10 protein-coding genes are annotated in these 14,506 nt (G+C 64.2%); 3 read left to right on the forward strand and 7 right to left on the reverse strand.

Translation table 11 applies throughout. The annotated features are described in order from the left end of the window. Window positions 1-297, forward strand: a complete 297-nt coding sequence (locus ACP7E3_RS10895) for a PTS transporter subunit EIIB (protein ID WP_017846155.1) — start codon at window positions 1-3, stop codon at window positions 295-297. A gap of 127 nt (window positions 298-424) precedes the next feature. Here ACP7E3_RS10895 and mltF read toward each other — a convergent pair whose 3' ends face one another. Continuing rightward, on the reverse strand, window positions 425-1,885 hold the full coding sequence (gene mltF / locus ACP7E3_RS10900) for a membrane-bound lytic murein transglycosylase MltF (protein WP_046382191.1): 1,461 nt from the start codon (window positions 1,883-1,885) through the stop codon (window positions 425-427). A gap of 286 nt (window positions 1,886-2,171) precedes the next feature. Here mltF and purL point away from each other — a divergent pair, with 286 nt between their 5' ends. Both purL and ACP7E3_RS10910 read left to right on the forward strand, forming a co-directional pair. Then, window positions 2,172-6,068 carry a phosphoribosylformylglycinamidine synthase gene (gene purL, locus ACP7E3_RS10905; RefSeq protein ID WP_017846153.1) on the forward strand — a complete coding sequence of 1,299 codons (3,897 nt, stop codon included), beginning with the start codon at window positions 2,172-2,174 and terminating at the stop codon, window positions 6,066-6,068. Between the two features lie 4 nt (window positions 6,069-6,072). Beyond that, window positions 6,073-6,384, forward strand: a complete 312-nt coding sequence (locus tag ACP7E3_RS10910; protein WP_046382193.1) for an NGG1p interacting factor 3 protein, NIF3 — start codon at window positions 6,073-6,075, stop codon at window positions 6,382-6,384. 181 nt (window positions 6,385-6,565) lie between these two features. Here ACP7E3_RS10910 and nagE read toward each other — a convergent pair whose 3' ends face one another. From nagE to ACP7E3_RS10940, 6 genes are all read right to left on the reverse strand, one after another. Beyond that, window positions 6,566-8,257 carry an N-acetylglucosamine-specific PTS transporter subunit IIBC gene (nagE, locus tag ACP7E3_RS10915; RefSeq protein ID WP_046382194.1) on the reverse strand — a complete coding sequence of 564 codons (1,692 nt, stop codon included), beginning with the start codon at window positions 8,255-8,257 and terminating at the stop codon, window positions 6,566-6,568. 26 nt (window positions 8,258-8,283) lie between these two features. Continuing rightward, complete coding sequence (gene ptsP / locus ACP7E3_RS10920; protein ID WP_426123105.1) at window positions 8,284-10,794, reverse strand: phosphoenolpyruvate--protein phosphotransferase; 2,511 nt, start codon at window positions 10,792-10,794, stop codon at window positions 8,284-8,286. A gap of 36 nt (window positions 10,795-10,830) precedes the next feature. Further along, window positions 10,831-11,841, reverse strand: coding sequence for an SIS domain-containing protein (locus ACP7E3_RS10925; protein ID WP_426123234.1), 1,011 nt, complete (start codon window positions 11,839-11,841; stop codon window positions 10,831-10,833). Beyond that, window positions 11,834-12,940 (reverse strand): N-acetylglucosamine-6-phosphate deacetylase, encoded by a 1,107-nt coding sequence (nagA, locus tag ACP7E3_RS10930; RefSeq protein ID WP_017846148.1) that lies wholly within the window; start codon window positions 12,938-12,940, stop codon window positions 11,834-11,836. Before nagA ends, ACP7E3_RS10925 begins: the two co-directional genes overlap by 8 nt. Window positions 12,941-12,976: 36 nt before the next feature. Continuing rightward, entirely contained in the window at window positions 12,977-13,708 is a 732-nt protein-coding gene (locus ACP7E3_RS10935; protein ID WP_017846147.1) for a GntR family transcriptional regulator, read from the reverse strand. A gap of 261 nt (window positions 13,709-13,969) precedes the next feature. Then, window positions 13,970-14,473, reverse strand: coding sequence for a L,D-transpeptidase family protein (locus tag ACP7E3_RS10940; protein WP_017846146.1), 504 nt, complete (start codon window positions 14,471-14,473; stop codon window positions 13,970-13,972). Between the last annotated feature and the right edge of the window lie 33 nt (window positions 14,474-14,506).

Here is a 14,506-nt window from a genome sequence, read left to right on the forward strand (position 1 = left end):
ATGTTCGAGAAATTGCAGCGGGCGTTCTGGAAAGCCCTGACCCCGGACTTGATCGCCGAAACCGTCGCGGCGCCTGTGCCGGCGGCGGAGAACCTGTTGTCCGCCGATGTGCTGAATGCCCTTGGTGGCGCGGATAACCTCCAATCGCAACAACGCGTGGCGCTGACGCGGGTGCGTGTGCAACTGCGGGATGCGGCGCGGGTGGATGCGGCGGCGTTAAAGGCAGCGGGAGTGTCGGGAGTGATGGTGCTGGCGGGTGGCGCGGTACATCTGCTCACCGGCCTCCAAGGCCAGTAGCGATTCAAATGTGGGAGGGGGCTTGCCCCCGATGGCGGTGGGTCAGTTATAAACAAGCTGACTGTCACACCGCTATCGGGGGCAAGCCCCCTCCCACATTGGGCGGTGGTGTTTGGGGGCTTCGGGTTTACAGCTGCGGGTTCTCTTCCGGCGGCTTGGTCTTGTTGACCCCTGGCACATGCAGGTTGCCTTCGACTACCTGGTTGCCTTCCAGCTGTGGCTGGGTCACCCAGGTGAGGATGTCGTAGTAGCGCCGGATGTTCGCCACGAAGTGTACCGGCTCGCCGCCCCGTGCATAGCCGTAGCGGGTCTTGCTGTACCACTGCTTCTGCGACAGGCGCGGCAGCATTTTCTTCACGTCCAGCCATTTGTTCGGGTTCAGGCCGTCCTTCTGCGCCAGCTTGCGCGCGTCGTCCAGATGCCCGGTGCCCACGTTGTAGGCGGCCAGGGCAAACCAGGTGCGGTCCGGCTCGGCGATATCGTCGTCCAGCTCGTCCTTGATCTTCGCCAGGTACTTGGCGCCGCCCATGATGCTTTGCTTGGCGTCCAGGCGGTTGGACACGCCCATCGCCTGGGCGGTGTTCTGGGTCAGCATCATCAGGCCGCGCACGCCGGTCTTGGAGGTGACCGCCGGTTGCCAGAGTGATTCCTGATAGCCGATGGCGGCCAACAGGCGCCAGTCGACCTTTTCTTCCTTGGCGAAGGTCTTGAAGTGTTTCTCGTACTTGGGCAGGCGCTGCTGCAAGTGCTGGGCGAAGGTGTAGGCGCCCATGTAGCCGAGTACATCGACGTGCCCGTAATAGCGATCTTTCAGGCGCTGCAAGGTGCCGTTCTTGCCGACCTTGTCCAGGTAGCTGTTGACCTCGTTGAGCAGGCTGTTGTCTTCGCCGGCGGCCACGGCCCAGCTTTGGTTGCTGGCATCGCCGAGGTCGAACGCCACGCGCACGTTGGGAAAGTACACCTGGTTCATCGCCACTTCGTTGGAGTCCACCAGGGTCAGGTCGATCTGGCCCTCGTCGACCATGCGCAGCAGGTCGACCACTTCAACGGCGTCGGATTCTTCGTATTCGATCGCAGGGTTCTGCTTTTTAAGCTCGGCCAGTTGTTCGGCGTGGGTGCTGCCCTTGAGCACGATGATCTTCTTGCCCGCCAGGTCTGCCGCGTTGGTGGGGCGCGACTGGCCGTTGCGGTAGATGATCTGCGGGGTGACTTCCAGGTACGGGTGGGAAAAGCGCACCTGCTGCTTGCGTCGCTCGCTGCTGACCAAGCCGGCGGCGGCGAGGACCGGGCCGTTGGGTTTGCCCAACTGGCCGAACAGGTCGTCGAGGTTGTCGGCGGTCTCGATTTCCAGCTTCACCCCCAGGTCGTCGGCAAAGCGCTTGACCAGTTCGTATTCGAAACCGGTTTCACCGTTGCGGTCCTGGAAATACGTGGCCGGGCTGTTCCGGGTAATCACCCGCAATACGCCATCCTCCTTGATTCGCTCGAGCGTGCTGGGTTTATCAACACAGGCGCTGAGCATCAGGAAGAGTCCGGTGGCGATGAGCCATTTGGCGCATCGCGGGCGCAAAGCAGTTGGGGAGAACATCTGCGCAGTATACGCAAACGGCCCACGGCGCCATATCTCGACAGCGGGGGACTTGTCTGCTAGCCGCCTTGAAACTGTGCTGCAGCCCGCAGAAACGTGGCTTGGAGAGCGATTGTGACGGTTAAAATAACTGTGCCCGCCGCCCCGGATAACGCCCCGGCACCGTGCAAACCCAGCCAACTGACGTTCGGCAGCGGCCAGCGTTAGTGTTTCGGGTGCCGTTGACGACGGTTTACGTTAGAATGCACGGCCTCAAAGCACACCCCTTCCCGAGGCTGTCCCGAAGATGTTGATCCTGCGCGGCGCTCCTGCCCTTTCTGCCTTTCGCCACAGCAAACTCCTTGAGCAACTGAGCCAGAAGGTTCCAGCTGTTACAGGCCTGTATGCTGAATTTGCTCATTTCGCCGACGTGACCGGCGTCTTGACCGCCGACGAACAGCAAGTGCTGGCACGCCTTCTGAAGTACGGCCCAAGCGTTCCCGTTCAAGAGCCGACTGGCCGCTTGTTCCTGGTTCTGCCGCGGTTCGGCACCATCTCGCCCTGGTCGAGCAAGGCCAGCGATATCGCCCGCAACTGCGGCCTGGAAAAAATCCAGCGCCTGGAACGCGGTATTGCCTTCTATGTCGCGGGCCAGTTCAGCGAGGCCGAAGCCGAGCTGATCGCCGGCAGCCTGCACGACCGCATGACCCAGATCATCGTCAGCCAGCTGGAACAGGCCGGTGCTCTGTTCAGCCACGCCGAGCCCAAGCCGCTGACCGCGATTGACGTGCTCGGCGGTGGCCGCGCCGCCCTCGCGAAGGCCAACACCGAGCTGGGCCTGGCCCTGGCCGAAGACGAGATCGATTATCTGGTCAACGCCTTCAACGGCTTGAAGCGCAACCCGCACGACATCGAACTGATGATGTTCGCCCAGGCCAACTCCGAGCACTGCCGTCACAAGATCTTCAACGCCAGTTGGGACATTGACGGCGAAAGCCAGGAAAAAAGCCTGTTCGGCATGATCAAGAACACCTACGTGATGCACAGCGAAGGCGTTCTGTCGGCTTATAAGGACAACGCTTCGGTCATCGTCGGCAGCGTCGCCGGCCGTTTCTTCCCGGACCCTGAAACCCGCCAGTACGGCGCGGTGCAGGAGCCGGTACACATCCTGATGAAAGTCGAGACCCACAACCACCCGACCGCAATTGCCCCGTTCCCGGGCGCAGCCACCGGTTCCGGCGGCGAGATCCGCGACGAAGGTGCCACCGGCCGTGGCGCCAAGCCCAAGGCCGGGCTGACCGGTTTTACCGTGTCCAACCTGCAGATCCCGGGCTTCGAACAGCCGTGGGAAGTGCCCTACGGCAAGCCGGAGCGCATCGTCACCGCGCTGGACATCATGATCGAAGGCCCTCTGGGCGGCGCCGCGTTCAACAACGAATTCGGCCGTCCGGCGCTGACTGGTTATTTCCGTACCTTCGAACAGTCCATCACCACCCCGCGTGGCGACGAAGTGCGCGGTTACCACAAGCCGATCATGTTGGCCGGCGGCATGGGCAACATCCGTGAAGAACACGTCAAGAAAGGCGAGATCCTGGTCGGCTCCAAGCTGATCGTGCTCGGCGGCCCGGCGATGCTGATCGGCCTGGGCGGCGGCGCGGCTTCCTCCATGGCCACCGGCACCAGCTCGGCAGACCTGGACTTCGCTTCGGTACAGCGCGAAAACCCAGAGATGGAGCGTCGCTGCCAGGAAGTCATCGACCGTTGCTGGCAGTTGGGTGACAAGAACCCGATCAGCTTCATCCACGACGTCGGCGCCGGCGGTTTGTCCAACGCCTTCCCGGAACTGGTCAACGATGGCGAGCGTGGCGGCCGTTTCGAACTGCGCAACATTCCAAACGACGAGCCGGGCATGGCCCCGCACGAAATCTGGAGCAACGAGTCCCAGGAACGCTACGTCCTGGCCGTCGGTCCTGAAGACTTCGCGCGCTTCCAGGCCATCTGCGAACGCGAGCGTTGCCCGTTTGCCGTGGTCGGCGAAGCCACTGCCGAGCCGCAACTGACGGTCACCGACAGCCACTTCGGCAACAGCCCGGTGGACATGCCGCTCGAAGTGCTGCTGGGCAAAGCCCCGCGCATGCACCGCTCGGCGGTACGTGAAACCGAGCTGGGCGATGACTTCGACCCAAGCACACTGGAATTGGCCGACAGCATCGAACGCGTGCTGCACCACCCGGCGGTCGCGAGCAAAAGCTTCCTGATCACCATCGGCGACCGCACCATCACCGGCCTGGTTGCCCGTGACCAAATGGTCGGCCCATGGCAAGTGCCGGTGGCCGACGTTGCCGTCACTGCCACCAGCTTCGACGTCTACACCGGTGAAGCCATGGCCATGGGCGAACGCACGCCGCTGGCCCTGTTGGACGCTCCGGCGTCGGGCCGCATGGCCATTGGTGAAACCCTCACCAACATCGCCGCGTCCCGTATCGGCAAGCTGTCCGACATCAAATTGTCGGCCAACTGGATGTCTGCTGCCGGCCACCCCGGCGAAGACGCGCGCCTGTACGACACCGTCAAGGCTGTCGGCATGGAGCTGTGCCCTGAACTGGGGATCACCATTCCGGTGGGCAAGGACTCCATGTCCATGGCCACCCGCTGGAACGACGAAGGCGTGGACAAGAGCGTCACCTCGCCGCTGTCGTTGATCGTCACCGGTTTCGCGCCGGTCACCGACATCCGCCAGACCCTGACCCCGCAACTGCGCATGGACAAGGGCACCACCGATCTGATCCTGATCGACCTGGGCCGTGGCCAGAACCGCATGGGCGCTTCGATCCTCGCGCAAACCCATGGCAAGCTCGGCAAACACGCGCCGGACGTCGATGACGCCGAAGACCTGAAAGCCTTCTTCGCCGTGATCCAGGGCCTCAACGCCGACGGCCACCTGCTGGCCTACCACGACCGTTCCGACGGTGGTCTGTTGACCAGCGTGGTCGAGATGGCCTTCGCCGGTCACTGCGGCTTGAACCTGGTGCTCGACAGCGTTGCCGAGGACGCCTCTGAACTCAACGGCATCCTGTTCAACGAAGAGCTGGGTGCGGTGATCCAGGTGCGCCAGGACGCGACGCCAAACGTATTGGCACAGTTCAGCGCCGCCGGCCTGGGCGATTGCGTGGCCGTGATCGGCCAGCCGATCAACAACGGTCAGATCGACATCGTCTTCAACGGCGACACCGTGTTCGAAGGCCAGCGCCGTCTGCTGCAACGCCAGTGGGCCGAGACCAGCTACCAGATCCAGCGCCTGCGCGATAACGCCGACTGCGCCGAGCAGGAATTCGACGTGATCCTGGAAGAAGACAACCCGGGCCTGAGCACCAAGCTCAGCTTCGACGTCAACCAGGACATCGCCGCGCCGTACATCAAGAAAGGCATTCGCCCACAGGTTGCCGTACTGCGCGAGCAGGGCGTCAACGGCCAGGTGGAAATGGCGGCCGCGTTCGACCGCGCCGGCTTCAATGCGATCGACGTACACATGAGCGACATCCTCGCCGGTCGCGTCGACCTCAATGAGTTCAAAGGCCTGGTGGCCTGCGGCGGTTTCTCCTACGGCGACGTGCTGGGTGCCGGTGAGGGCTGGGCCAAGTCGGCCCTGTTCAACAGCCGTGCCCGCGACGCGTTCCAGGGCTTCTTCGAACGCAACGACAGCTTCACCCTGGGTGTGTGCAACGGTTGCCAGATGATGTCCAACCTCCACGAACTGATCCCGGGCAGCGAGTTCTGGCCGCACTTCGTGCGTAACCGTTCCGAGCAGTTCGAAGCCCGTGTCGCCATGGTGCAGGTGCAGGAGTCCAACTCGATCTTCCTGCAAGGCATGGCCGGTTCGCGTATGCCAATCGCCATCGCCCACGGTGAAGGCCATGCCGAGTTCGCCAGCGAAGAAGCCTTGCTCGAAGCCGATGTGTCCGGTTGCGTCGCCATGCGTTTCGTCGACAACCACGGCAAGGTCACCGAAAGCTACCCGGCCAACCCGAACGGCTCGCCGCGCGGGATCACCGGCCTCACCAGCCGCGACGGTCGCGTCACCATCATGATGCCGCACCCGGAGCGTGTATTCCGCGCCGTGCAGAACTCGTGGCGCCCGGAAGAGTGGAACGAAGACGGCGCGTGGATGCGGATGTTCCGCAACGCGCGCGTGTGGGTGAACTAAGGCGGTGTACAAGCTCAGCTTCTTCGTGCCCGGCAGCCATGTGGAGGCGGTGAAAGCTGCCGTCTTCGCAGCTGGCGGCGGGCGCATCGGCGACTACGACAGCTGCGCCTGGCAAGTGCTGGGCCAGGGCCAATTCCGCGCGTTGGACGGCAGCCAGCCGTTTCTCGGGCAAGTCGGCCAGGTTGAAGTGGTTGAAGAGTGGAAGGTTGAGCTGGTGGTGGCGGATGAGCTGATCGTGGCTGTTGTGGCTGCGTTGAAGCAGAGCCATCCCTATGAGACACCGGCGTATGAGGTGTGGCGGTTGGCGGATTTCTGATTCGTTGATTGCATGAACGAGAAACCCGCTGGGCCAGTTTGGTCAGCGGGTTTTTTGTTGGCTGTAAGGGCCTCATCGCGGGCAAGCCCGCTCCCACATTTACCCGCATTCCAGCGTTGGAACTCGGTCAAATGTGGGAGGGGGCTTGCCCGCGATGAGGCCAGAACAACCACTACCTCTCTTAAACCCTGGCGCCGACCTCATGGCCGCTGACCAGTCGCTCCAATACCTCACTCAAGCCCGAGGCCTTGTCACCAATCAGCAGGTGCCAAACACCGCTATCAAGTTGGCTGATGCCTTGGCAACCAAGCGCCGTCAGTTGAGCCTCGGACACCACCGAATCATCCCCCAATTCCACCCGCAACCGGGTCATCGCCACCGCTTCCAGCTGGCGCACATTCCCCCGGCCGCCCAATGCACTCAACCATTGCTCGGCTTCCTGCACATTGACCGCGACCGGTTTATCCACCGGCGCGGCGGCCACAAACGCTGGCATCGCCAGGCGAATCTCATCGGCAATGCTGTCGGCCATCGGCCCGACCACCACCTGCAAACTGCCGCCGTTGCCCGGCCGCACCACGGCCATCGCGCCGAGGGCTTTCAACTGTGCATCCACCGCTTTGTTGCGGTCGACCATGTCCAGCCGCAGGCGCGTGGTGCAAGCCCCCACGCTGAGCAGGTTGTCCGCCCCTCCCAGCGCGTGGATGTAAGCCGTGGCGCGCTGGTTATCGCTCATCGCTTCGGCCTGCGCCACCGGGATATCTTCGCGGCCCGGTGTCTTCAGGTTGAAGCGGCGGATGCAGTAGCTGAACACGCTGTAGTAAATCGCCGCATAAGCCAGGCCGACCGGTACGACCAGCCAACCGTTGGTGGACTTGCCCCAACCCAGCACCATGTCGATAAAGCCGCCGGAAAAAGTAAACCCGAGGTGGATATCCAGCAGGTTGGTGACCGCCATCGACAGCCCGGTCAGCAGCGCGTGCAGCAGGTACAGGAACGGCGCGAGGAACATGAAGGCGAATTCGATCGGCTCGGTCACGCCGGTCAGGAACGAGGTCAGCGCCATCGACAGGAAAATCCCGCCCATCACTTTGCGTCGTTCCGGCAGGGCGTTGCGGTACATCGCCAGGCACGCGGCGGGCAGGCCGAACAGCATCACCGGGAACATACCGGTCATGAACTGGCCACCTTTCGGGTCACCGGCGAAGTAGCGGGTCAGGTCGCCGGTCACCACCGCGCCGGTCACCGGGTCGGTAAAGCTGCCGAACACGAACCACGCCATGTTGTTGAGGATATGGTGCAGGCCGGTGACGATCAGCAGGCGGTTGAACACGCCAAACACGAAGGCCCCCAGGCTGCCGCTTTCCATCAGCAACACGCCGAAGCTGTTGATGCCGTGCTGGATCGGCGGCCAGATCAGGCCAAAGATCACGCCCAGGCCGACCGCGCTGAACCCGGTGACAATCGGCACGAATCGCCGCCCGCCGAAGAACGCCAGGTACTCCGGCAGCTTGATGTCCTTGAAGCGGTTATACAGCCCGCCCGCCATCAGGCCGCTGGCGATCCCGGCGAGCATGCCCATGTTGATGGTCGAGTCCATCACCTTGAGCGTCGAGATCATCACCAGGTAGCCGATGGCCCCGGCCAAACCGGCCGTGCCGTTATTGTCGCGGGCAAAGCCCACGGCGATGCCGATGGCGAAGATCAGCGCAAGGTTGGCGAAGATCGCCTGCCCGGCGTCGTGCATCACCGCGATGTTGAGCAGGTCGGTGTCGCCCAGGCGTAGCAGCAGGCCGGCGATCGGCAGGATCGCGATCGGCAGCATCAGCGCACGGCCCAGGCGTTGCAGGCCTTCGATAAGGTGTTGGTACATGGCGTGTCTCCCTTTTCTTGTTGTTGTCAGCTCAGCGGCCAGTGGTGTTGACAGGCTTGGCGTACCGCCTTGGCGCTGCTCAGGTCGAGCAGGCCCAGGCTCAGTTGCCGGCATTGCGCCGCGTCCAGGTGGCGGACGCGGTCCTTGATTTCGCCGATCTGCGGCGGGCTGACCGACAGCTCGCTGACCCCCAGCCCGACCAACACCGGCGTCGCCAGCGGGTCGGATGCCAAGGCGCCGCACACGCCGACCCAACGCCCGTGTTTGGCCGCGCCCGTGCAGGTCTGGGCGATCAGCCGCAGCAGCGCCGGGTGCAGCGCATCGACCCGCGCGGCGAGGCCGGCGTGGTCGCGGTCCATGGCCAGGGTGTACTGGGACAGGTCATTGGTGCCGATGGACAGGAAGTCGGCATGCCTGGCCAGTTGTTCGGCCATCAGCGCGGCGGCGGGCACTTCGATCATCACCCCCAGTTCCGGGCGTTGGGTCAGTTGCAGCTCGACGCACAGTTCATCCAGGCGTTGGCGGATCTGCAGCAGTTCGTCGACTTCGCTGACCATCGGCAGCAGGATGCGGCAGCGCGCCAGCGGGCTGACTTGCAGCAGTGCGCGCAGTTGCTGGTCGAGCACGTCGGGGCGCACCTGGGCCAGGCGAATGCCGCGCAGGCCCAGCACCGGGTTGGCCTCGACCGGCAGCGGCAGGTAGTCGAGCTGTTTGTCGCCGCCCACGTCGATGGTGCGGATGATCACCGACTTGTCGCCCATCGCATCCAGCACGGCTTGATAGGCCTGGCGCTGTTCCTGTTCATCCGGCGCGGTGCGGCGGTCGACGAAGAGGAACTCGGTGCGCAGCAGGCCGATGCCATCGGCGCCGTTTTCAAACGCCACCTGGGCCTCGGCGCTGGAGGCGACATTGGCGGCGACTTCGATGGTCATGCCATCGCGGGTGTTCGCTGGCAGTCGGGCCTGGGTCTGTTGTTCCTGGCGACGCAGGTTCTGCGTGTCGCGAATCCGCTCGACTTCGGCGTGGCGCGCCGCGCTGGGTGTCAGCTCCAGGCGACCATTGGCCGCGTCGAGCACCACGCGTTGGCCTTGGGGCACATCGAGCACTTCGGCGCCCAATGCCACCACGCACGGCAAGCCTTTCCCGCGGGCCAGGATCGCGACATGGGAGGTGGCGCCGCCCTCGGCCATGCAAAGGCCGGCGGCGTGTTGCGCGCTCAGTTGGAGCAGGTCCGACGGCGTCAGCTCGTGGGCGCTGACAATCGCCCCGGCAGGCAACTCGACGTGCCACGCTTCGCCGAGCAGCACGCGCAGTACCCGTTGTTGCAGGTCGCGCAGGTCGTTGGAGCGCTCGGCCAGCAACGGCTTGCCCAGGCCCAGCAACACCGCGCATTGCGCCTGGATCGCATCGCGCCAGGCGTGGGTCGCGGCGCTGCCGTGCTCGATGGTGCGGGTGGCGGTGTCCAGCAGGGCGGGGTCTTCCAGCAAGGCGAGGTGGGCGGCGAAGATGTCTTCTTCTTCGGCATTTCGGCGTTGGCGGGCGAGGTCCAGGGTGGTGCGGATTTCGCCGCGCACTTGCTCAAGGGCCGCGTCCAGCCGTTGCAACTGTTCGTCGGCGCAGTGGTTGCCGGTATCGGCCGGCAACTCGATCGTGCTCAGGCGGAACAGCGGCCCGCACACCAGGCCCGGTGCCGCACAGACACCTTGCAACACACCGACCTCGGTGTTCGCGCGGCGTGGAGCGGCCGCCATCGGCGTGTGAGGTTCTTCGCCGATGGCGACAGACAGCGCGGCGACCAGCGCCTGTAACGCCGCCGCACAATCCTTGCCGCGACAGGTGACACGCACCTCATCGCCCTCACCGATGCCCAGCCCCATCAGGCCGATCAAGCTGTCGCACGCCGCCGACTTGCCGGCGAAATGCAACTGCGTCTGGCTGCTGAACGCTTGCGCGGTCTTGCGGATCAATGCCGCCGGACGCGCATGCAAGCCGCCGCGATGGGTGATCCGCACGTTGGCGCTGGCTTGCGCGACGGAGTTATCCACAGCGGTTTGCAGCGCGGCGCCGGAACGCAGCGCCACGCGCGCCAGCGGTTCACCGTGTTTGACCGAGCGCAGCGGCAGCGGTGTCAGTTCGAAGCGCTCGCTGTTGGTGAGAATGATCAGGCTGACCAGGCTTTTGCACTGGCGCGCAATCCGGTCCAGATCGAACTGTATCAGCGCCTGGCCCTTGCTCACCTGCGCACCGTTCTTCACCAGCAGGGCGAACCCTTCGCCGTTCAACGCCACGGTGTCGATGCCCACATGCATCAACAGCTCGGCGCCGTTCTGCGCGCGAAGCGTCAGCGCATGCCCGGTGCGCGCGACATGGATGATCTCGCCGTCGCACGGTGCGTACAGGCTATCGTTCAGCGGATCGATGGCCAGGCCGTCACCCATGGCGCCGCTGGCGAATACTTCGTCGGGGACGTTGCCCAGGGCCAGCACCGGCCCGCTGAGGGGGGCGCCGAGGGTCAATGCATTATTGTTGTTGGACATGGGCACGGTACTCATCAGGAAATCGCGGCACGCCACTCAGTGGGTGCGGGTCACTTTGCTCAGGTGGCGCGGCTGGTCCGGGTTCATGCCACGGGCGAGCGCCAGGCCGGCGGCCATGACATAGAAACTCTGGATGGCCAGGATCGGGTCCAGGCTCGGGTGTTCGGCGCGGCTCAGCGGCAGGTCGCGTTCGGCGATATCGTCCGGCGCGGCCAGCAACACGCGGGCGCCGCGTTGGCGCATATCGGCGGCCAGGCTCAACAGGCCGGCTTGCTCGGCACCGCGTGGGGCGAATATCAGCAGCGGGTAGTTGTCGTCGATCAAGGCCATCGGCCCATGACGCACCTCGGCGCTGCTGAAGGCTTCGGCCTGGATCGCCGAGGTTTCCTTGAGCTTGAGCGCGGCTTCCTGGGCGATGGCAAAACCGGCGCCACGGCCGATGACCATCAACTGCTGGCAGTCGCGCAGGGCGTCGATGGCGTTCGTCCAATCCTGTTTGGCCGCCTCGCGCAGGCCATCGGGCAACGCACGGCAGGCGTGCAGCAGGTCGGTTTCCTGGTTCCAGTGGCCGACCAACAGCGCGCTGGCGCTGAGGGTCGCGATAAAGCTCTTGGTCGCGGCCACGCTGAGTTCCGGCCCGGCGCACAGCGGCACGTGGAATTCGCAGACGGCTTCCAGGGGCGAGTCTTCGGCATTCACCAGCGAGATGCTCAAGGCGCCGCGTTGGCGCAGCAGGCGCAGGCTGTCGACCAGGTCCGGGCTCTGGCCCGACTGAGAGAAGCCGAATGCGACCTGGCCGCTGACCTTCAACGGCGCGTGCAGCAGGGTCACCACCGACATCGGCAACGACGCCACCGGAATGCCCACGTGCTGCATGGCCAGGTAGGCGAAGTAGCTCGCGGCGTGGTCGGAACTGCCGCGAGCGACAGTCATCGCCACGTGCGGCGGCTGACGGCGCAGGTGCTCGGCGATGTCTTGCAGGCGCGGGGCCAGGCGTTGCAGCTGCGCCGCGACCGCGTCGCTGGAGGCGAGGGCCTCTTCAAGCATTTTTGAAGACAATGGTTTCTCCTTCGACCATGACGTCGGTGAGGTGCAGGGAGCGGTCCAGGCGCACGCAGTCGGCAAAGCTGCCGGGTTGCAGGCGGCCGCGTTGTTCCAGGCCCAGGTAGTCCGCCGGAAATTGCGACAGGCGTTGTGAGGCTTCGCTGATGGGCAGGCCGATCTTCACCAGGTTGCGCAGCGCCTGATCCATGGTCAGGGTGCTGCCAGCCAGGGTGCCGTCGGCCAGGCGCACGCCGCCCAGGCATTTGGTCACGGTGTGGCTGCCCAGCTTGTATTCGCCGTCGGGCATGCCGGCGGCGGCGGTGGAATCGGTGACGCAGTACAGGCATGGGATCGCGCGCAGGGCCACGCGCATGGCGCCGGGGTGTACGTGGAGCAAATCCGGGATCAATTCCGCGTACTGCGCGTGGGCCAGCGCCGCGCCGACGATGCCGGGCTCACGGTGATGCAGCGGGCTCATGGCGTTATACAAATGCGTGAAGCTGGTGGCGCCGGCGGCGAGGGCGGCGACGCCTTCTTCATAGCTGCCCAGGGTGTGGCCGATCTGCATACGCACGCCGCGTGTACTGAGGGCGCGGATCAGGCGGTCATGCCCGGCGATTTCCGGGGCGATGGTGATCACCCGGATCGGCGCCAGGCGCAGGTAGGCTTCCACTTCTTCCATCAATGCGGTGTGGGCGAAGTTGGGTTGCGCGCCGAGTTTGCCCGGATTGATGTAGGGCCCTTCCAGGTGTACGCCGAGGACCCGGGCGCTGCCGCTCGGGCGTTGCGCGCAGAAGCTGCCGAGCTGGCCGAGCACGCTGGAGATTTCATCCACCGGCGCGGTCATGGTGGTGGCCAGCAGCGACGTGGTGCCAAAGCGCACGTGGGTGCGGGTGATGGTTTCGAAGGCGTCGGCACCTTCCATGATGTCTTTGCCGCCACCGCCGTGGACGTGCAGGTCGATAAAACCCGGCAGCAGGTAGGGCAGGTCGTTGTCGGCCGGGTCGCAAGGTGCGCCTTCAATGGCGATCACCTTGCCGTGTTCATGCACCAGGCGGCCGCGAATCCAGCCATGGGGTGTGAGGATATTGTCTTCGGACATGGGCAGTTCTCTAAGGCCGCAGTGCGCGGCAAAGGCCTATCGACGCAGCTCGGCGACAAAGTCGTAGTAGTCGTTGCGGCAGTAGGTGTCGGTGATTTCGATCGGGGTGTTGTCGGCGGTGTAGCCGACACGGGTCATCAACAGCATGGCGGTGCCGGGGGCGATGCCGACCAGCGCGGCGAACTCGTCTGAGGCGTTGATCGCCTGGATATGCTGCAGGGCGCGCACGATGGGTTTGCCGATGCCTTCGAGGTACTCGTAGAGGGACTGGCCGATGGCTTGCGGGTGCGGCAGCACCGCGGCGGGCATGGTGGTCATTTCGATGGCCATCACCGTGTCGTCCGCCTTGCGCAGGCGCTTGAGCCGCGCCACTTTGTCGGTCGGCGACAGGCCCAGGCGGATCAGCTCTTCGTGGGTCGGCGCGCTGATGTCGCGTTCCAGCCACTGGGAGCTGGGCACAAACCCCTTGAGTCGCAGCATCTCGCTGAAGCCCGACAGGCGCGACAGCGGTTGTTCCAGGCGTGGCGTGATAAAGGTGCCGGAGCCTTGGCTGCGACGGATCAGGCCTTGGGCAAACAAGACTTCCAGCGCCTTGCGGGCGGTGACGCGCGAGATGCTCAACTGCTCGCTGAGGGCGCGTTCCGACGGCAGGGCCTGTTCGGATTTCCATTGGCCGGCGTGGATCGCCGCTTCCAGGTTGCGGGCCAGTTGCAGGTACAGCGGCGTGGATTGCTTGTCGTCGGGACGCAGCGTCAGGATGGGGTTCATCTGTCAGGTTTCCGATGCGGTTATTAGTGTGTTGTCGCCCGGTATTGGCCGGAAACTAATACCACTTAAATACCATGTCAATGCTGCCAAAACGCTTCGGCTCCTGGTTTCAGGGCGCCTTAGTGGTGTCTGGTATCAAGTGGTATTAGAGAGGTCTTTAAGGCGCGCAGAGCTGCGCAGCCTGCGGGGTGAATTGGTATTCACCGGCAGGCGCTGTCGAGGGCAGGAAACTTTTTTAGTTAATTGACCGAGGGGCGAAGGTTACGGGCGGATCTCGACCAGGGTGCCGTCCTTGACCAGGTTCCAGACTTCGCGCATGTCGACGTTACGCATGCCGATGCAGCCGTCGGTCCAGTCCAGGGTGTGAAACCACTGCTCCGGGTACTCCGCGGTGTCGGGCGTGCCGTGGATCATGATCATGCTGCCGGGGTTCACGCCTTGGCGGCGGGCACGGGCCGAATCGCTGATATTGGGGTAGGAGATGTGCATGGACAGGTTGTAGCGGTCGCTGGTTTTGCGCCAGTCGATCCAATACAAGCCTTCCGGCGTGCGACGGTCGCCCTCGATCAGCTTGGTGCCCTTGGGGTTTTTGCCCAGGGAGATACGGTAGGTCTTGAGGGGTTTGCCGTCGTTGATCAGTTGCAACTGATGGGCGGACTTGAGGACCAGAATTTTCTCGACCGTTTTGCCGCCCAGGGTTTCCAGGGTGGTGGCTGAGGACAACGTGGCGAACGACAGGCAGAGCAAAGCAAGCAACCAACGCATTAAAACGATTTCCCTTGGACGACGATCTGCCGG

The sequence above is a fragment of the Pseudomonas sp. PSPC2-3 genome, from assembly GCF_049898265.1.
Classification (GTDB): Bacteria; Pseudomonadota; Gammaproteobacteria; order Pseudomonadales; family Pseudomonadaceae; genus Aquipseudomonas; species Aquipseudomonas veronii.